The organism is Thermosipho africanus Ob7 (assembly GCF_003351105.1).
Lineage (GTDB): Bacteria > Thermotogota > Thermotogae > Thermotogales > Fervidobacteriaceae > Thermosipho > Thermosipho africanus.
Genome location: NZ_NKRG01000001.1, coordinates 37091 through 56730, shown reverse-complemented (window position 1 = coordinate 56730; position 19640 = coordinate 37091). Strand labels below are relative to the sequence as shown.

The following is a 19640-nucleotide window of genomic DNA, read 5'->3' as shown; positions in this document are numbered from 1 at the left end:
ATGTAATTGGGAGGTCGTCTAATGGCAGGACTGCGGACTCTGGATCCGCCAGTGGTGGTTCGAATCCACCCCTCCCAGCCAGAAATTGCCCCTGTTAGGGGGCAATTTTTTCTAGTATTTCAACAAGTTTAATATCAAATTTTCCATTTTCACTATCTTGTCTTAAAATTTTCAATACCTTTTCTTTCGGCCATGGTTCTTTATAAGGTCTTTTTGCAGTTAAAGCATCGTAGACATCAGCAATGGCAATTATTCTTCCAAAAAGACTTATTTCTCCATTTTTCTTTCCATAAGGATAACCAGTTCCATCAAGTCTTTCATGGTGCTCTAAAGCTCCAGAAATAATGTCATAAGTTGTATGTTTTATTTCTTCTAAAATTTCTGCACCCATTACAGTATGTGACTGAATAATTTTATATTCTTCATCTGTTAATTTCCCCTTTTTTAGCAACAAGCTGTCAGGAATACCAATTTTTCCTACATCATGTAAAATTGCAGAATATTCTATCTGTTCAAGGGTATGTTCAGAAAAACCAAGTTCTTCTCCTATTAACCTTGAAATATACGCTACATTTTTAGAATGCATATGTGTATATTTATCCCTTTTATCTATCATTGTAGAAAACGCAAGAATTATGTTTTTAAACAGCTTACTAAACTTTTCATGTTCCCATGTACTCAATAACTTCTTTCCTATTAACTTTGCAAATAATTCAACTATCTTTGCGTCTCTATCATTAAATCCATCCTCTTTATTTAAAACCTCAATTACTCCAACTTTTTCTTGATCTGAATATATTGGTGCACCTACAATATTTTTAGTTTTAAACTTTGAAACTTTATCAACTTTCTTAAAGTGTGGAGCTTTAGAAAGGTCGTTAAAAACCATAGCTTTTCCACTTTTATATATTGTCCCAGCAATTGATTCCATAGGGACTGGTATACTTTCTATCTTTCCGCTCGCCTTTCCAACAGTAACAAGAAATTGCAAGTGATCATCTTTTAAAAGTAACACAGAAGCAGCTTCTGCATCTAAAATATTGCATATACTTTCCTGAATATTTTTTAGCAAAGTAGAAAGTCGCAATGAACTATTAAGTTTTGCAGCCATAAACGAAACTTTCTCAACATCATCTAATATTTTTAGACTTTTTTTCTTTGCATGCCTCACAAGCATTTTCAAAATCGAATAGTTGATATCTTTCTCTAAAAGATAAAACTCAATGCCATCTATATTAACCTTTATCTTACTTTTTTTTCCAATTATTTCCTTATCAATAATGTACCCAGATACCCAATAAGGTGCATACAATCTATCACCTCCAAAGATCCACTCCGATAATTACATTTTCATTCCACTTTTCTCCATCCCACATAAATATTACTCCTGCTGAGAATGATTCTCCAGCTAAAGGATAAATAATTTTTAAATAAGATGTTGTGTCTAAACTGAACAAACTTCCTTCAAATGGTGTTTTATCAAAGTAATATCCAGCTATAGACAAACCACTAAAAGTTCCAATTTGAGGAATTGATATCTCAATTTGTCCTTCAAGAGTAGAGCTTGAAAAATTGGTTAATGTTCCATATAGATATAATTTACCCTTAGCAAAACTTGTATCAAAGTCAAAGCCAGAAAGATATCCTGAGGAACTTTTACTATCCATAGCTGGTAATTTATTAGTACTCTTTAAATAAGAGTAGTTATTATTAAAATAGAAAGGTACAAATCCATCTAGGTAATAATATATACCTGCGGTTAGATTAACAAATGAAAAGTTACCATAAAAGCCTGCAAAGCTTCCTAATGAATAGTCATTTAAGCCATTTTCAACAGACAATTCTATTCCAAAATCAAAGTTCTTAAAAATTTCTTTTTTCAAAAATAGTGAATATGCAGATTCAACCGGCGTTGCAGAAATATCTTCTAGGAAAGCTGAACTTGCCTGCGTATCAATAGTAACACCTACACCAATGCTTGATTCTCCAATAAATGGTAAATTAAATTTTATGCTAGCCTCAGCCAAGAAAATAGAATCAGACGTTAAAAATTCAATTGGATAAATCTTTGAAAGCTCATACGGTAGTCGAGCATACAACAAAAATTTATCACTATCATATTCAATATCAAAACTCTTTGAAAATGGGTTGTAATAATTTCTAGTTGTAAATCCAAGCCCAAGTGACTTTGGAAGCATATTACCGTATCTAAAATCCACATTAAAAATTTTAAAGGCCAAAGAGTTTAATGTAAGTCCATTGATTATATTTGTACTTGGATTATCCGAAGGAAGTCCATAATACAAATTACCTGAAACATCAGTAGAATACGCAGTAAATCCAACTCCAACTCTTACTAAACCAAAATCAAACTCAGGAGCTATCGAATAAACCATATAATAATCATTACCTTTTCTAACAGGTCCAACAGAAACTGGAGGAACGCTCGGTTGTATAGACGTTGTTTTCTCTTTTTCCTTAACCTCTTCTTTTTTAGTTGTTGGCTTTTCGGGCATCACTTTAACAAATTCCTCTTCAGGTATATCTACCTTTTTCGGTTTTTCAAATGATTCTAAAGCGTATCCTTCTTTAACCGGTAAAACCTTTCCATCTGAAAAATAGGCAAACACTGATCCTTCGTACGTTAATATTTTTCCATTTTCAAAAACAGCAAATCTTGTTCCTCTAACACCTGCTGTGACACTCTCGGTTTTTATTCTAAACTTTGAAAACTTATTCAAAAGCTTTTGAACTATATTATAACTTTTTCCTTTTTTTAGGTCCATTACTATGTCAACTACACCTTTGTCGTATCTAATTCTTTCGAATAAAACCTGGGAATTTTCTAGTATTTTTGATACACTACCATCTTCAAACTCTACTTCAACAAAGGAATTTTCCATTGTTAATATTTCGTCTCCTTCTTCAATTACCGTCTCAGATGTTATTGAATTCCAAAGGTCTCCTTTCTTAATTGCAACGTGTCCAGAAAAACTTTTGACCTTTGCAAATGATTTATTTTTTACCTCTTCACTACTTTTAACAAAGTAAATAGTTATCGACGTTGACTCATTCGATGTTTTGAAAATAAGAGTGTCACTCGCTTCAATTAAAGGAGCAATGTAATAAACATATGAGTCTCCAGCAATTCCATCAAATACCACATCAGCTGGTTCAAAACCACCAAGACTAAATTCAACAAATACTGTTTTATCAGAAATCACCTTTATTCCTAACGGGCTTCCAACTTCTACAACTGTTGCATCAGGTATAACTGTAAGACTTGCAAAAATTGAAATTGAAAATAAAACTATAAGGAGAAAAAGTATTTTTTTCATAATAACACCTCCATAAAAATTATGGTCGATATGATTGAAAGAGCCCAGGAAATTACCTGATAACTTTTTAAAAAGTAAAGTGAAAAAAACCCTGTCAATAAAGTATATACTGAATAAACAAGGGGTCCAAAAATATAAAAGATAGGGCAAAGTCCTCTAACAATGTAGCCTACAAAATCACGCTTATATTCACCAACATTATTTTTTAGAATAAAAGTGTAAATTCCAAGAAAATAGGCATTAAAAATAGCAGAAATTAAAATTACTGCAAGTTTATTTGGAATATAAAAAAAGGTTTGAGTTGAAAAAATAGAAGCTAGAAAAAGTGTAAAAATATGCATCAATTGATCTATCAAATAGTATTTTGGACTCTTAAAAAATGGCTTATTATTATTTTTGTATTTAAAAAAGTCAATAAAAAAATGAGAAAGTGTTACAAAAGAAATTATGTATATTGAATTAATATTAAAGTCTTTTCCCGCAAAAAAAGCAACCTGACTAAAGAAAATTAAAATTATGTGCATCAAAAGAACTTTTAATTTTTTTTGCTTGTAAGATGCTATAAATTTATTTTGAAGTACATAGTCTCCAACAAGATGTCCAAGAAACAAATGTATAAACCTATCCATTCTTTTTCATCTCCTCAATGAGCTTTTCATCGTATTTCCCTTGCAAAGCATCAATTGGAGTTTTATTTTCAACAACTTCCAAAACTATTCCAATAATTTGGGCTAATAGTGGAACATTTTTAACTTTTAATGGGCCACTTCCATCCTTCTTTTCATGATGATACAAAACTGCTTTTAATATTTGATCTGGAATATCTTCTATCTTACTTAATATTTCATACCCGTATTCCACATGTTTATTTAAAATTTCTAAATCTTCTTTACTAAGTTCCTTTTTAGAAAATACATAATCAGGCACACCTATTTTCCCTAAATCATAAATTTTACTTGCAATCTTCAATATATCTTTTGGAATATTAAATTTTTCGCCAATGGCTATTATTTTATTTTCTATCTCTTTCTGCAATTTTTCATCAACGTTTATCTTCTTAGTGAGTGCTTTTGATAAAGCTTCTAAAGTACTATATAAAAGTTCAGAAACTCTCATCTTTAATATAAAACCTTCTAATATGGAAGTTATAGCATCAGAAATTGCAAGAAAGTTTAGAATAAACTCAGAACTTAAATTTCCTTTTAAAATAATAGTTCCAAGCCTACCGGCAGTTTTACTATATATTGGAAAGTAAAATGTATTATTACTAAATTCAATTTCAAAATTATTTTCGTCATATAATACATCGTCAAGATCCCATACCTTTTTCATAGCATTTAGAACATCATCTAAATTGTTTGAATTTATTATTTTCGAAATTATATTTTCTGAAAATTTTGGATCAAAAATTTCAAAAAAATTTGCTATAAAATAAAGTGTTTCATAATCAGGTAGTGCATCATATATTTCTATAGTATGATCTTTTATATCAAGTTTTAAAATAACTTTTTTTCCTGCTTTTCCAAAACTGTCTACAACCAAGTTCTTAAACTCAAACATTCTTCTCACCCTTTAATTCATATAATTTTAACGGCATGCTCTTCCCTTTAACACGATATTCTCCAAGAAAAATAAACTCAAATTTTTCTTTTGCAAGTTTGTAAACACTTTCAGAAACAATTACATTTGCTGGCAGTTCTCGCGTTAAGTGTTCTATCCTTGAACAAGTATTAACAGTATCTCCTATGCTTGTATAATCCATTCTAAAAGGTGCTCCAATGTTACCTACAATTGCTGGACCAAAATGAATTCCTATACCGCTATCCAAATTCATATTATTCTCACTGTTAAATTTTCTTAATTCTTGTCTCATCTCAAGTGCACATTTTAAAGCCCTTTCAATATCATCCTCAAAACTAATTGGTGCACCAAAAACAGCCATTATGGCATCTCCAACAAATTTATCAATTGTTCCATTATATTTATTTTTTATTATGTCACTCATTCTGGTTAAATAACTATTTAACAACTCAACTAATTCTTTTGCATCAAGTTTTTCAGAAAGGCTTGTAAAGCCTTTTATGTCTGAAAAAAGTACAACAATATTTCTTGTTTCTCCACCAAGTGTTAACTTTCCACTTTTTATCAAATAATCAGCTACATTATCTGGAACATATCTATATAGATATTCTTTGATTTTCTTTTTTTCTTTATTCTCTTGAATAAGATTCTTTGAAATATTTGTAGTACTTAAAATAATACAAGAAACTACCGGAAAAAAGCTATCTAGATACACTTGATTTAAGAATAACATATATGAAACTAGAAAAATTAATGGTACAGAAAGAAGAGCCAAAATATTTACTTTTATATTTTTTGACCTTGAAAACAAAAGAACATAAATAATTGCTAATGTAGTAAATAATAACCTCAACCAAGTTGATGCTCTAATTAAAGTATCACCTGATAGCATATTTTGAATAGCAGTTGCATGAATATAAACTCCAGGAGTATTGTTTGAAAATGGAGTTATTCTAAGGTCATACAATCCTTTAGCAGTTGCTGTGTACCCAATAATCACAATTTTATTTTTAAAGATATCTTTGTTAAAATTCCCCGTTTCAATATCATAAAATGAAATTTCTTTAAATATATTATTTCCATAATAAAAAATTTTAAAAAGGCCATTTAAATCAAAAGGAATTTTTAAATCTTTTATTTCAACTATTCTTTTGTCAAAATCAACTATTAAATTTGTTAAATCTGCATTTTTAAACATTGCAACCGCCAAAACATCCATATGAGGTAAAAATCCTGAAGAAATTCCCATTTCATTGGCCCATAACTCCTTAAAAAACAAAGGTAAACTTCTTACAACGCCATCTACATCTATTTCACCAATTTCATATGTTGCAGAAGGAACAAGTGATGAAAACTTCAATATAGGCGGGCGGACTTTGTAAATTTCAATGGGTTGTATGAAATCTAGGCTTTTAAAATTTTTCATTTTGTAGGTATAATTTAGGTAAGTAATATTATTTTCAAGTTTTTCTTTGATCTTTTCATTGTACTTTTGATATGTATCTTTTTCATTTATCAGATAGGTACCTAAAATCACATTTTTGTATTTTGAAATAATACTTGCAAAATAATTATCGTACATTGGATTTGTTTCATCTTCTTCTGTAAAAGACACATCAAATACAACAACTTTTGCCCCAGCATTAAATAAATTCTTAACAACCTTTCCATAGTGGTGCCTTGACCACGGCCATACATCCTTTTCTGCTTCAAGGGAAGTTAAAGAATACTCATCAATTCCAACAATTACAACATCAGGAGATATGTTAACTAAGCCCCTTATCCTATAAAACAGATCCATAATTTTTAATTCAAAAAAATCTATAAAAGGTACTTGAAACAATAAAAATAAACCATAAACAATAATGAGAATCGCTGATAAATAATATAATATTTTCATACTATAATTCTACCACAAATTAATTAAAAATATACCGGTCTATCAATTTCAAAATGCATTCCTCCATTTTTACGCCCTCTTATTGCAATTAACTCTGCCTTTTTACCATATGCGATACACATCTGCTGAGGTGTTAATCTATATTTTAAAAGAATATTGTTAAACAGAGGAAAAATATAAGGTGCGACAACTGTCACAAAAGTTCCTCGATTTCTCAACAAAAAAGAAGCAGATGATATAAAAATTTCTAAAAGTTCTTGATTTGATTTTCTTGAAATTTCCCTTATTTTATTTTCAGAACTTGAAGAGAAATGGTAAGGTGGATTAAAAACTACCATATCAAAACTTTCCGCAGAAAAATGATTTTTTACATCTTTAAGATCTAAGTTAAAAAAATCCACATTATAAACATTGTTCAACTCTATAGCTTTTACTGAAGCATTAAAAAGCTCTTCTTGTACTTCAATTCCCTTAACTTTTAAGTTATAATACTTCGAAAGTCCAAAGCTTACAAAACCTGTCCCACTACCCAATTCACATACATTCTTAATGTCGCTTGTTGGTAATGAATACCACAAAAGAAATACCGACGCATGCGTCGGCTTATGTCCACCAATATCAATAGTTTTAATATCCCTTCCAAGATTTTTATCAAACGGTGGTAGTTTAATCATGATACAAAATCAACCAACGTTTTTTGTAGTACTTGTGCAGCTGATTTTAAAGCAGCTTGAAGAACTGATTGTTGCATAGAAAGATCTGTTAAAACCTTTGTAAGATCTGCATCTTGTTCCTTTGAAAGATATTCAGTCATAAACGTATCAATATCTGTTAACCTTGAGCTTACCAACTCTAATGTACGGGAATTTGCACCTATTTGGGCAAATACTTCCATTGTAGAGCTTTCCAATAAATTTACTTCTTTTAAAGTAATATTTGAAAGCTTTAAGCTGTCCCCTTCTCTTAATGCATTTATTGCATCATCTATAACTGTAAATGCGTCCTTTCCATTTTCTAGCTTGAAAACATCATAAACGGTTACTCCATACTCAATTGTAAAACCCATCGCGTTTACTTTTCTTTTTATATTTGCATCAGGAGGAGTTTGAATTTTTCCATTTTCAACAGGCTTTAGATCACTTTTTGCTCCACCAAATATATACTCACCACCAAGTTGCGTATTTGCAATATCTTCAAGATGTTCTTTTAATTTTTCAAGTTCAGAAGCTATTGCTTCCCTTTCTGCAGCATCATTCGTCCCATTAGCTCCTCTAACAATAAGTTCTTTTATTCTATGATACACATTTGTAAGTTCTTGTATGGTAGAATCATATATATTCACAAAGTTTTGGGTATGTTCAACATTCCTCTTAAATTGTTTTAATTCTCTCATACGGCTGGATATATTAGAAGCTCTCGTTGCAACTACTGCGTCATCACTAGGATATGAAACTTCTTTTCCCGAAGAAAGCTTATCATGAAGCTTTGAAATTCTATACAAACTATGTTGTATATTAAATAATGTTCTTTCATTTATCATTCCATTAGTTATTCTCATTTAAATCCCTCCCTATCTTCCTACAACTCCTAGTCTATCAATAACCCTACCTATCATCTCATCCACAGCAGTCATTACCCTTGCAGAGGCATTAAATGCATGTTGAAACTTTATCATATTTGCCATTTCTTCATCTAATGAAACGCCTTTAACTCTTTCTCTTTCATTGCTTATATCTTTCATTATAATATCCGTATTATCTTTCATTTTCATCGCTGTTTCACCTTCAACTCCCATCTCTGCAACAATTCCACCTAAATATTCTGCAAAACTCTCTCTTCCATCATTTAAAATCTTTTCAAAGCGCATTTTTGAAAGAATTTCCATAATTGCTGTATTTGCCTGACCTGTTGGACTAAATACTTTCGCATCCCAATTTGTGTTATCCTCTATTTTACCATAATCAACTGCAATAGTTTCAGGATTAACACTCACGGTTGAATTTACCTTAAACTTTTCAACAAATCTAAAAGGTTCATTTGTAGTTATTTTATCAACAAATAAAGTATCAGCTTTTGCAAATCTTTCTCTTAAAGACTTTGGCTCGTCAAAAGGATTTAAAAATACATAATCTTCATCCCAATCGTTTGTTGGATCAGAATCTGCATCTATAAATCCTAATTTTACAAATAATGCCTCTGGCCCTTTTATTGTTTTATCAATTTTAAAATCCATAGACCTTGTCCCTCTAATTACAAATTTATTGTGAGGTGTAACATCAAACAAAATACCTGTTCCAACCTCATTCAATTTATCTGCAAGTTCTTTTAATGTAGTTTGAGTCGGATCAATCTCAATACTTGTAGCACCTATTGTTATTTTAAATGGCAAGGTATGATCTAGAATATTATCCAAAGTCTCCTTACTTGTATCTAACGCCTTATATGTTTCAACATGAAGATTTGATTGAGTAAAGAGCCCATCTGAATCTTGTATATTAACTAAATTTCTATCAAAACTATTACTTTTTGTAGGAATTATCAAAAGTTTACTATTATATACAACTGCTTTTACATCAGATGAAAAATTGGAATTAATATCGTTTGCAAGGTCATTAATTGTATATCCACTTGTTACATTGATATTAGCCTCGGTGCCGTTAATTTTTATCTTATAAGTGCCTTCTTGAACATTAAATTCAGATTGGTTTATAACGTAAATATCAACATCTTTAGTATTAAAACCCATAGTATTGAACATATTTCCATTAAAATCTAATGCAAGTGTATCTTTTAAATCATTTGTATTACTTGTCATTCTAAGCAAATAAGTAGAATCATTATGAATTGCTGTTTCAAAGTTAAACCACAGTCCACTTGATGAGACAGTGTTCATAAAATCCTGGATGGTATCTCCAGCATTTACTGAAATTGCCTGGGCATTGCTTGAACCATCAAAAAATACAATTGCACCCTGATCAATAAATTGTTTTGTTGTTATGTCGCTCAAATTATCCCTATTTGACATTCCTGAAATATACTTTATAGGTCCACCTTCAACCCTCTTTGATCCTGCTATTCTAAATAACACAGAATTTTCTATATTATCAGCTGTCATTTCATTAAAGAAATTCAACCCTGTTACACTTCCATCAGAGTTAAATCCATCTTTGTGAATCAAATTAAATTTATCAGTTAAGTAAAGAACAAATTCATCAAGCCTATTCATATATTTGACTATTATATCATCCCTCAAGTCCATAGCTGCCTTCAAACTTCCATCATGTATATCAACCTTTGAATTTCCTACAAAAATTTCTTTAAATCCTTTCCCATATGGTCTTTCAAGTGCTCTTAATTCATTAACATCACTACCAGTCAATACGATTTGATCTCCTATTCTCAAAGATATTTGACCTGATGCATCTTCGGTATAAAAAATATCAGCAAATTTTGATAAATCATCTAAAATCCTATCTCTTTCATCCAAAAGATCATTTGGAGTAGATTTCAACGCCATAGAAAGTCTTACTTTTGAATTTATATCAGCAAGTCTTTTTACCATTCCATTAATTTGCTCAACTCTTTGGGATATTTCATAGTCAAGATCCTCTCTTAATTGTTCGAGTCTTGAATACAAATCTTTTACATTTTTAACTAATTCTTCCGCCCTACTTACTAGCTCCCTCTTTGCTGCACTATTTGTTGGATCAGTAATAATTTCTTCTATTCCTGACCACATCGAATCAAAAAGGTACCTAATACCCGAATCTCCAGGCTCAGCAAAAAGTTGCTCGACAAAATGCAGATTAGCAGTAATTGAATCCCAATAATTGTATTTGTTATTTACTTGTCTGTATTGTATATCTAAAAATTCATCTCGAATTCTTTGAATATCTTTTACCTTTGAACCAGTACCAATCTGTAAAGGAATAGAAGGTTGAGTAAGTGTTGTAGCAGGTATAGGAGGCATTGTCCTAATAATTGGAACCTGCCTTGAAAATCCAGGAGTATTTGCATTTGCTATATTATGTGAAACAACATTCATTGCAAGCTTACTAGTATAAACTCCTAATAATCCTGTATTTAAAGCCCCAAAAAGGCTAATATCTGGCATTCAATCACTCCTCTATATTAATATACTTTATCAATTAATGATTTTTGATTAACTCCATATCCTTTTTTTGTATAAGTTGAAGTAGTAGAACTATTAGAAAATAACGATTTTATAAATTCAAAATATTTGTTTTCAAAATCCACTAAATTTTTAAAATTAGACATAACGATAGTCAATTCATTAAGATTCTCAACTAAAGTAGCAAGCAAATATGCAACTTCACTGTCATTAGTCTTTTCAATATATTCTTTTATTGACTTATAACCCATCTTATTTATTTCCTTATTTAGCTCTTCTTCAAGTCTTTCAAAGTCAAAAGAGTATTCCTCAACTTTTGAAATATGTCTTGTAAGATTTTGTACATCTTTCTCTATTAATGCTCTTTCTGCAAGCTTAAAAGATTCAATAATACTTTTTAACAAATTAATTTGATTTTTCAATAAATCTTTCATCTTTTAACCTCCTAATATTGCCTTTGCAATTTTTTCAGGATCAATCTTGAACGTTCCATTTTCAATCGCTTGTTTTAATTCATTTACTAACTTTTCTCTAACCTCAGGAATGTTTTTTGATTCATACAAAAGTTTTTTGATTTCAAGCGTTGCAGAAAAATCAACTTTATCTTTACCATTTTTCTTCCTATTTATTTTTTCTGCATTCTTACTATTTATTCCTTGAATATACCCATATCCACCTATTTTTTTTATTTCCATACATTTTCACCTCCAATATTACTTATCGGAAAAAAGTAAAAAAATTAAAAATTCCCTCCACGTTTGTGGAGGGAACTTGGCTTCTATTAAAATCAATTAAAACTTGAATTTCTTAACTTCTTCATAAAGTTTGTTAGCAATTTGTGATACTTCATCTCCTGCATTTTTAACCTCAACCGATCTTTCCTTTTGAAGTTTTGTTGAATCAACAACTGATTCCATTTTTTCAGCAACGCTTGTCACGTTTCTACTAGCAACATCCATAGCACTTGCCATCTCTTCTGCAGCAGCACTTTGCTCTTGTGCAATTGCAGCAAGATTTTCTATCATTCCGGAAATATCTGTTATTTGATTTAATATTCCCCTTAAATTACTTGCAATATTTTCACTTTCTTTACTTGCATTAGAAACTATTTCTACCATGTCTCCTGTTTCTGTTCTAACATCCTCAGAACGTTGTTGAATATTTTTCAATATCTGTGTAATTTTATCAGTTGCAGATTTACTTTCTTCAGCAAGCTTTCTAATTTCATCAGCAACAACTGCAAACCCTTTTCCTGCCTCTCCTGCCCTTGCAGCCTCTATCGCCGCATTCAATGCAAGAAGGTTCGTTTGTTCGGCTATGCTTGAAATAGTTTCAACTATTTCTCCAATATTGTTAGCATTGCTTGCAAGATCATCAACTTTTTCTGACATAGATTGAGATTTTAACTTTATGTTTTCAATAATTTGAACTATAGTATCTATAGCTTTTTCACTATCTTTTGCAGAATTTGAAACTTCTGTAGCTTTTTCAGTTAGGTCTTGTGATGTCTTTGAAACGTTTTGAGCGCTTGCTGCAACTTCTTCCACACCACTTGTAGTTTCTTCTATCGCAGATGATGCATTTTGAATTTCATAGTTTATCTCTTCTATATTTTTAGTAAGTTCTTCCACTTCATTTTCTTGCTCCACAGAAAGTGTTGTAAGTTTTTCTGAATTTTCTCTAAGTTTCAATGTATTTTGATCAACTTGTGAAATAAGTACAGACAAATTATCAAGTGCTTTATTAAGCTGTTCTGACATGTGCCCAATTTCATCTTTTGAATTAATCTCTACTCTTTGAGTTAGATCACCATTTCCAAGTTTTTCAATTACCTCAACAAGTGACTTTATAGGTTTTACTACTGAATTTCCTGTAAAGCTTCCAAAAATAAATGAAATTGCAATTGCAACTATTGAAATGACAACAAGTAAGATCATAATTTCAGTTGCTCGTTTATTTACTTCTTTTGAAAGAGCAACAGTTACAAATATCCACCCATTATCCATCTTTGAAAATCCTGCCATTCTCTTTATTCCATCGTAAACATATTCTATAACTCCTGATTTATTTTTACTATTAATCATTTGTTTAAACCAATCCATGTCTGCAACGGATTTACCGATTTTTTCTTCATCTACGTGTAATAACGTTTTACCATCAGATGATAACAGATAAGAATATCCATTTTCTCCAAATTTATTTGAAAGAAGGGAATTTGCAAGTTCTGATGCCTTAAAATCAAGCGCCACAACACCAATTATCTGTCCATTATTCACAACAGCCTTTGCAACAGTTATTACAATGTCACTTGTTGAAGCATCTAGATATGGCTCAGTTATAATTACCTTACCTTTGTTTTTTACTGCATCAACGTACCATGGCCGTTTTGTTGGATCATAACCCTCTGGTAGTTCAGCATCGGGATATATATAAAATTTTTTATCTGAAGTTCCAAGATAAATCCACAAAGCATCTTTATACTTATCTTTAATATTTTTAAAAGTTTTCAGCATCCATGTAACCTCATCGTACTTGTTTTCCTTTGCACCAACAACGTTGGCATCAGAAGAAAGAAAATCCACAAGATTTACATATCCTTGAAGAAAATTTTCCAAATTTTTTGTTCCCGAAGTTGCTATCGATAAAAGAGAAGTTGTTCCTAACTCCTTTCCGACGCTATATGAATTAACTATTGCTACAGTTGAAATAATAGCAAGAGGTAAGACAGCAGATAAGATCAAAAGAAGCCACAGCTTTGCCCTTATTGACAAATTTTTAAACATAATTTCACCTCCATAAAAGCTTGAACTTTAAAAAATAACTTTTTAACCTTTTTAATTTTATATTTGCTTTTTTATTCATTTTTTTACATTACATAAATATTTTACCATAAAAAAACATCAAAAAAACTACTAAAATAATTTTTTCAAAAAACTTATAATTTTAGCTTGGAAAAACATTAAGAAGCATACGGTGGAAATAATAATATTAACGGCAGGAAAAAAGGAGTGTGTGGCCATTATTTATTAAAAAATAAAATACGTGGAAAGCAAAAAGGATAAATTTAATCATTAAAGACTAACACTTTTTCATTATTAACATTTCTTTACTGTATAGTCTTATTTATGAACTTTTGCTTGGTAAAGTTATTTATATTTTTTTATCTTCTGAAATAAAAACTTTTCCAAGATTTTGATAATCTAAATGAACATCAATTTGGGTAAATGGTATTTCAATATTGTTTTCATCAAATATTTTCTTTATTCTAAATGCAAGTGAATTAACAGCATCAAAATAAGTACTTCTTTCAACCCAAAAATAAACAGTAAAATCTATTGAACTCGCCCCAAATTGTTTAAAAGCAATAAAATTACTAACACCTTCTTTTACAACAAGTGGTTCTTCTTCAATTGCTTTTTGAAGTAATTTAAATGCAGTTTCCAAATCAGTGTTATACGAAACTCCAACATCCATTGTTACTCTTCTAACAGGACCTGGCCAAAATTTCGTAACTATTCCACTCCATACAGATTTATTTGGAATTAAAATTAATTTTCCGTCAAAACTTTTAATATAACTGTGATTAATCTTTATCTCATCAACAACACCTGTAACTCCATTTATGTCTACAACTTCCCCTTCAAATAACTTTCTAGTAGACATAACTAGAATCCCTGAAACAAAATTAGTTAACGGCTCTTGAAGGGCAAGACCTACAATTATACCCGATATCCCAAGCCCAGTTATATATGGTACAAGGTTGACTTTCCAAATGCTTAACAAGGCAAGTATTACAAAAACTGAAATAATAACACCAACAAAAAACTTTACAGTTTTTGGAGCTTTTAACTCTTTTCCAAAAGCTTCTAAGGATTTTTGAATAATCTTAGTTAAGTACTTATAAACTACATAACCAACTAAAACAGAGATGATTGATAATAGTACCTCATCCCAAAAATTTTGAAATATTTCCTTCATTTTTTCACTTCCTTAAAAAATTGTAATCTAGCTGCATTGCATCTCTTACCATCTCTATTGTTTCTCTTGCAACTTGTCTTGCTTTTTTATTTCCTTCAACTATTACGTCTTTTACATAGTCATCAGTAAGACTGTTATACCTTTCCCAAATAGGCTCTAGTCTTTCCTTCATATTTTTTAACAACAACTTTTTACAATCCACACAACCAATTTTTGCATTTGTACATCCATCTTTTACCCATTCAGCATCTTTATCTGAAATTCCAAAAGCTTTGTGATAGTCCCAAACAGGACATTTTTCAGGATTTCCAGGATCTGTTCTTCTTTGTCTTGCCGGATCCGTAATCATAGGCATAACCATTTTTTTAAGAGTTTCTTCATCAGCCACTAATGGAATTGTATTTCCATAACTTTTACTCATTTTTCTCCCATCTGTTCCCAAGAGTTTTGGAACCTTTGATAATATTGGTTCAGGCTCTGGAAATACTTCTTTGTATAAGTAATTAAACCTTCTTGCAATCTCTCTTGTAAGTTCTATATGATAGACTTGATCTTCACCAACTGGGACACCTGTTGCCCTGTAAATTAAAATATCAGCAGCTTGAAGTACCGGATAAATTAAAAATCCAGCATTTGAAAGATCTTTATCGGAAAGTTGCTGCTTTATTTCTTTGTAAGTTGGAACTCTCTCTAGCCTTGAAACTGAAACAAACATTGAAAATAATAGTGTTAATTCTGCATGTTCTTTAATCTCAGATTGAATAAAAATTGTAGATTTATTTGGATCAATTCCAACTGCAAGGTAAGATTTAACAAGCTCTATTGAATTATTTACAATTTCTTTGGTGTCATTGTAATGAGTAGTTAGTGCATGCCAATCAGCCACAAAATAAAAACATTCATGACCTTTTTCTTGAAGTTCTACCCAAGATGAAAGTGCGCCAAAAAGATGTCCGATATGTAATTTTCCTGTTGGTCTCATTCCACTAAGCACTCTCATTATTTTGACCTCCTACTTTTTGTTTTTCCTTCCAGCTTTTCATATATACTTTTTAATCTTTCCTCAACGATATAATTTACAGTGCCGCGCGGATATTTACCCTTTGAATTTAATTTGCCAGCTGGTTTCTCCATCAAAATTTCAATTGCTTCATCCACTGTTTTAACAGCCCATATGTTAAATAGTCCCTTTTTAATATCATTTAAAATTTCATCTTTTAATACCAAATTTTTGATATTTGATTCTGGAATAATAACACCGTGAGTTCCATCTAATCCCCTGTGCTTGCATAACCTATAAAATCCTTCCACTTTTTCAATTGCTCCACCAATAGGTTGAACTATTCCATGTTGGTTTATAGATCCTGTAACAGCAATTGATTGTCTAATTGGAATATTTGAGATAGCAGAAATTATTGCAATTGTTTCTGCAAGAGACGCACTGTCTCCTTCAACCACACCATAGACTTGTTCAAAGCTAATCGAGACCCCTATTGAAATTGGAAATTCCCTTGCATATTTACTTCCCAAATAACCCATTAACGTTAACACGGCTTTCCCATGAATGTTTCCACTTAAATCAGATTCCCTTTGTATATCAATAATTCCTGTATTTCCAACATAAGTTTTTGCAGTTATTTTTACTGGCATTCCAAAAGAAAAATCACCAAATTGACTTACAGTTAAACCATTAATCTGACCTACAACCTTTCCATGAGTTTCTATCATTATCTCGTACTTCTTCAATGCTTCATCGTATTTATCCATTATAAGTTTTGTTCTATTTTCACGAGATACTATAGCTTTTTCAACATCTTGCTTTGAAATTGTCTCAGAATTTCTTAATTTTGAATAATAATCAGATTCTATAACTAAATCGGCTATACTTCCCATCTTCATCGATATCTTTTCTTTATTTTCTGATAGTCTCATAGAATACCAGATTATTTTCTTTAAAGCAGAAGAATCAAGGGGATTTAATTCATTTGCTTCTACAACATTTGACAAAAAGGAATAATATTGCTTAATGTTATCCCTTGTAGCATCCATTTCCCAATCAAATTCAACTTTTACCTTAAATAGTTTTTTAAAATCTTCATCATACTCGTATAAAATATAATATAAATCTGGTGTTCCTATTAAAATTACCTTTAAATTCAAATCAATAGGTTCTGGCTTTAAAGTAATTGTTGGACTAACTCCGTAAGCACTATCCAGATTCTCAATTTGAATTTTCTTAGACATTAAAGTTTTCTTTAATTTATCCCAAACATAAGGAAATTTTAGCAAATCCTCCGCATTGAGTATGAGATAGCCTCCATTTGCTCTATGTATTGATCCCCCTCTTATCATTGAAAAATCTGTGTATAAAACACCAGATTTTGAAATGTATTCAACTTTTCCAAAAAGATTGGGATATGTAGGGTTATTTTCATAAACTACAGGAGCACTATTCTCCTGTGAATTGTCAACTATTAAATTAATAGTTAGAATATGTTTAATGTAATTTTTCCAGTCATCAGATTTTTTTATTTGACCTATATGCTTTACAATGTGATTTTTAAGCTTTTCAAAATGGTTCACAAGTTTTTCACTGTATCTAAATTCGTCTTTCAATTCTTCAAATAAAGATTCTATTGAAAACAATGTAGCATATTTATCTAAATCATTAAATTTTTCCTTGTATTCTAAATCAAGTTTTCGAAGCTGGTGCAGTGCACCAGATATAAGATGTTCTACTTTTTTGGAATTTTCTTCAAATGTCTGTTTTACTTCTTCTGAAAGCTTTTCAAATTCTTCAGGAGTCAATGCCTTTCCATCAATCTGAGGTATATAAATTATTCCTGTTGGAGCAAGTTTTATTAAAAAACCCAATCTTAAAGCTTTTTTAGAAAGCTCTTTAATAATACTTTCACGTTTTTCGTTATATTCCTCTTCAAGTTCTTTTCTTTTTTCTTCATATTCTTCACTTTCAAATGTCTTTTGAATATTTGTAAAAATTTCCTCAGCCGAATTTTCAAGCTTTTCTTTTAATTTTCGACCCTGCCCAGGAGGAAGCAAAATAGCTTTTGCAGAATACGGATCATCAAGATCAATTGTATAAACAAGATCATAATAATTTTTCTTTGATTTTGCAAATTTCTTTGTAACAGAGAGCGCAAATGACTTTCTTCCCGTCCCACTGGGACCGACAATAAATATATTGTATCCCGGTTTATCTATTGAAAGCCCAAAATTCATAGAATCAAAAGCATTGTCACGACCAATAAATGTATCACAAGGACTTACATTTTTTGAAGTAGCAATTTTTGGAAACAATTTATTATCTATTTTTAAATCATTATAACTTAGTTTCTTCATATTCAACCCCCCTTGAAACAAACTTATACTTACCATCTCTAAACGAAACGCCAAAAACAGCGCTTCCACTACCTGTTAAAGCTGCTGTTATATGAGTCCTTCTTAACCTTTTTATATTCGCCATAATTTCTTTATAGTTATTTGCAACCACCCTTTCAAAAATATTATAAGTACACCTTTTAATTTCTCCTGCATTCCTGTTTTTATATGCTTCGTATAAGACATATGGAGAACATGGTGCTCTGTTAAACAAAGAAGGATTTAAAAGACTATACGCTTCCTTTGTAGATATACCATTTTCACTAGTCAAAAGGTCTACATAATAGCCTTTAAGAGCCGGAAGCGGTTCAATTTTTTCTCCTTTTCCCTTAACTACTGCAGTACCTCCTATTAGAAAAAAAGGAACATCGCTACCAATTTTTATTGCTAAATTCAAAAGTTCAGAAGTTGGAATTTTAAAAGTTTTTCCAAGAAAAAACAATAAAGCTGCAGCATCAGCACTTCCTCCACCTAGTCCTGCTTCCATTGGAATGTTTTTTTCAAGAATTACCCTAAAACCAAATTCTGGCTCTTTGTATTTTTCACAAAACAAATCCCATACTTTATAAAGTATATTATTCTCAATTTCAACATTTGATTTAATTTCAAGTCCTCTATCTATCTTTACAATTGACAATCTATCATAAAGAGATATATTCTGAAATAATGAATTAATTTCATGATATCCATCGTCTCTTTTTTTTACTACATCCAAAGAAAGATTTATTTTTGCATAAGCTCTAACGACTGTACTACCGTTTTGCTCCATCCTTCCATCTCCTCAAAATATTCCCTCGGATTTTCAGTGAACAGTTCTATAAATTTGTCCTTTTCTTTCAATCCCTTGTATTTTACATCTGCAACGTAACATATACCTACATGAACTCTACTTACAGGGGTATCCACTACGTTAATAACTCCGACATAGTTTAAAGATTTTATATCAACGTCAACTTCTTCGTTTATTTCTCGTATAAGACCATTTTTAAATGCTTCCAATGGTTCTAACGAATCATCTGTATTAATATGTCCTCCAACACCTATAGTTATTTGATTGTGTAATCGTTTTTCCCCCTGTTTACTTGTTCTTTTAAAAAGCAAAAATTTATTTTCTTCTCTTAATACAATATACGGTATTACTTGCCTTATAGTTTCATCAGTTTCTGCAGAATTTCTATCAACAAAAAAACCTTTATTTTCTATTAACGAAATTATATCATATTCATTAACAAAAATTAATCCATGCCTTTTATTACAAAGTCTTTCCACATCTTCTGTCGGCACAACCAAAACTTTCTCATTCTCATACATT

At 30.7% G+C, this 19640-nt stretch carries 16 protein-coding genes and 1 tRNA gene; 1 reads left to right on the top strand and 16 read right to left on the bottom strand.

What is annotated here, in order from left to right; genetic code table 11:
• Positions 1-7 precede the first annotated feature (7 nt).
• Positions 8-81, top strand: a tRNA-Gln gene (locus OB7_RS00295).
• A 13-nt stretch (positions 82-94) separates the two neighbouring features.
• Here OB7_RS00295 and OB7_RS00290 read toward each other — a convergent pair.
• From OB7_RS00290 to OB7_RS00215, 16 genes are all read right to left on the bottom strand, one after another.
• Positions 95-1312 carry an HD domain-containing phosphohydrolase gene (locus OB7_RS00290; protein ID WP_114702183.1) on the bottom strand — a complete coding sequence of 406 codons (1218 nt, stop codon included), beginning with the start codon at positions 1310-1312 and terminating at the stop codon, positions 95-97.
• 4 nt (positions 1313-1316) lie between these two features.
• Positions 1317-3338 (bottom strand): FecR family protein, encoded by a 2022-nt coding sequence (locus tag OB7_RS00285; protein ID WP_012579631.1) that lies wholly within the window; start codon positions 3336-3338, stop codon positions 1317-1319.
• Positions 3335-3967, bottom strand: a complete 633-nt coding sequence (locus OB7_RS00280; protein WP_114702182.1) for a DUF3307 domain-containing protein — start codon at positions 3965-3967, stop codon at positions 3335-3337. Before OB7_RS00280 ends, OB7_RS00285 begins: the two co-directional genes overlap by 4 nt.
• Positions 3960-4898 carry an HD-GYP domain-containing protein gene (locus OB7_RS00275; protein WP_114702181.1) on the bottom strand — a complete coding sequence of 313 codons (939 nt, stop codon included), beginning with the start codon at positions 4896-4898 and terminating at the stop codon, positions 3960-3962. The genes OB7_RS00280 and OB7_RS00275 overlap by 8 nt, the downstream gene beginning before the upstream one ends.
• Complete coding sequence (locus OB7_RS00270; RefSeq protein WP_114702180.1) at positions 4891-6819, bottom strand: CHASE2 domain-containing protein; 1929 nt, start codon at positions 6817-6819, stop codon at positions 4891-4893. Before OB7_RS00270 ends, OB7_RS00275 begins: the two co-directional genes overlap by 8 nt.
• Positions 6820-6842: 23 nt before the next feature.
• Positions 6843-7493 carry a tRNA1(Val) (adenine(37)-N6)-methyltransferase gene (locus OB7_RS00265; RefSeq protein WP_114702179.1) on the bottom strand — a complete coding sequence of 217 codons (651 nt, stop codon included), beginning with the start codon at positions 7491-7493 and terminating at the stop codon, positions 6843-6845.
• Positions 7490-8377, bottom strand: coding sequence for a flagellar hook-associated protein FlgL (gene flgL / locus OB7_RS00260; protein WP_004100638.1), 888 nt, complete (start codon positions 8375-8377; stop codon positions 7490-7492). Before flgL ends, OB7_RS00265 begins: the two co-directional genes overlap by 4 nt.
• 12 nt (positions 8378-8389) lie before the next feature.
• Positions 8390-10933: a flagellar hook-associated protein FlgK gene (flgK, locus tag OB7_RS00255; RefSeq protein WP_004100636.1), complete on the bottom strand. Its 2544-nt coding sequence runs from the start codon at positions 10931-10933 to the stop codon at positions 8390-8392.
• 17 nt (positions 10934-10950) lie between these two features.
• Positions 10951-11385, bottom strand: coding sequence for a flagellar export chaperone FlgN (gene flgN / locus OB7_RS00250; RefSeq protein WP_004100635.1), 435 nt, complete (start codon positions 11383-11385; stop codon positions 10951-10953).
• 3 nt (positions 11386-11388) lie between these two features.
• Positions 11389-11646, bottom strand: coding sequence for a flagellar biosynthesis anti-sigma factor FlgM (flgM, locus tag OB7_RS00245; RefSeq protein WP_012579638.1), 258 nt, complete (start codon positions 11644-11646; stop codon positions 11389-11391).
• A 96-nt stretch (positions 11647-11742) separates the two neighbouring features.
• Positions 11743-13734 (bottom strand): methyl-accepting chemotaxis protein, encoded by a 1992-nt coding sequence (locus OB7_RS00240; RefSeq protein WP_114702178.1) that lies wholly within the window; start codon positions 13732-13734, stop codon positions 11743-11745.
• 367 nt (positions 13735-14101) lie between these two features.
• Complete coding sequence (locus tag OB7_RS00235; RefSeq protein WP_114702177.1) at positions 14102-14929, bottom strand: mechanosensitive ion channel family protein; 828 nt, start codon at positions 14927-14929, stop codon at positions 14102-14104.
• A gap of 4 nt (positions 14930-14933) precedes the next feature.
• A complete protein-coding gene (trpS, locus tag OB7_RS00230) occupies positions 14934-15929 on the bottom strand; it encodes a tryptophan--tRNA ligase (protein ID WP_004100615.1) in 996 nt (331 codons plus the stop codon).
• The gene (locus OB7_RS00225) at positions 15929-18289 is read right to left on the bottom strand and encodes an AAA family ATPase (RefSeq protein ID WP_004100612.1); all 2361 of its coding nucleotides are present in this window, start codon (positions 18287-18289) and stop codon (positions 15929-15931) included. The genes trpS and OB7_RS00225 overlap by 1 nt, the downstream gene beginning before the upstream one ends.
• Positions 18270-19097: a 4-(cytidine 5'-diphospho)-2-C-methyl-D-erythritol kinase gene (gene ispE, locus OB7_RS00220; RefSeq protein ID WP_114702176.1), complete on the bottom strand. Its 828-nt coding sequence runs from the start codon at positions 19095-19097 to the stop codon at positions 18270-18272. Before ispE ends, OB7_RS00225 begins: the two co-directional genes overlap by 20 nt.
• Positions 19052-19639, bottom strand: a complete 588-nt coding sequence (locus OB7_RS00215; protein ID WP_004100609.1) for an NUDIX domain-containing protein — start codon at positions 19637-19639, stop codon at positions 19052-19054. The genes ispE and OB7_RS00215 overlap by 46 nt, the downstream gene beginning before the upstream one ends.
• Position 19640 lies beyond the last annotated feature (1 nt).

Bases quoted from the DNA above. Each gene is read 5' to 3' on its own strand.
- OB7_RS00285 (WP_012579631.1), bottom strand. From the start codon at position 3,338: ATGAAAAAAATACTTTTTCTCCTTATAGTTTTATTTTCAATTTCAATT.
- OB7_RS00280 (WP_114702182.1), bottom strand. From the start codon at position 3,967: ATGGATAGGTTTATACATTTGTTTCTTGGACATCTTGTTGGAGACTAT.
- OB7_RS00275 (WP_114702181.1), bottom strand. From the start codon at position 4,898: ATGTTTGAGTTTAAGAACTTGGTTGTAGACAGTTTTGGAAAAGCAGGA.
- OB7_RS00270 (WP_114702180.1), bottom strand. From the start codon at position 6,819: ATGAAAATATTATATTATTTATCAGCGATTCTCATTATTGTTTATGGT.
- OB7_RS00265 (WP_114702179.1), bottom strand. From the start codon at position 7,493: ATGATTAAACTACCACCGTTTGATAAAAATCTTGGAAGGGATATTAAA.
- flgL (WP_004100638.1), bottom strand. From the start codon at position 8,377: ATGAGAATAACTAATGGAATGATAAATGAAAGAACATTATTTAATATA.
- flgK (WP_004100636.1), bottom strand. From the start codon at position 10,933: ATGCCAGATATTAGCCTTTTTGGGGCTTTAAATACAGGATTATTAGGA.
- flgN (WP_004100635.1), bottom strand. From the start codon at position 11,385: ATGAAAGATTTATTGAAAAATCAAATTAATTTGTTAAAAAGTATTATT.
- flgM (WP_012579638.1), bottom strand. From the start codon at position 11,646: ATGGAAATAAAAAAAATAGGTGGATATGGGTATATTCAAGGAATAAAT.
- OB7_RS00240 (WP_114702178.1), bottom strand. From the start codon at position 13,734: ATGTTTAAAAATTTGTCAATAAGGGCAAAGCTGTGGCTTCTTTTGATC.
- OB7_RS00235 (WP_114702177.1), bottom strand. From the start codon at position 14,929: ATGAAGGAAATATTTCAAAATTTTTGGGATGAGGTACTATTATCAATC.
- trpS (WP_004100615.1), bottom strand. From the start codon at position 15,929: ATGAGAGTGCTTAGTGGAATGAGACCAACAGGAAAATTACATATCGGA.
- OB7_RS00225 (WP_004100612.1), bottom strand. From the start codon at position 18,289: ATGAAGAAACTAAGTTATAATGATTTAAAAATAGATAATAAATTGTTT.
- ispE (WP_114702176.1), bottom strand. From the start codon at position 19,097: ATGGAGCAAAACGGTAGTACAGTCGTTAGAGCTTATGCAAAAATAAAT.
- OB7_RS00215 (WP_004100609.1), bottom strand. From the start codon at position 19,639: ATGTATGAGAATGAGAAAGTTTTGGTTGTGCCGACAGAAGATGTGGAA.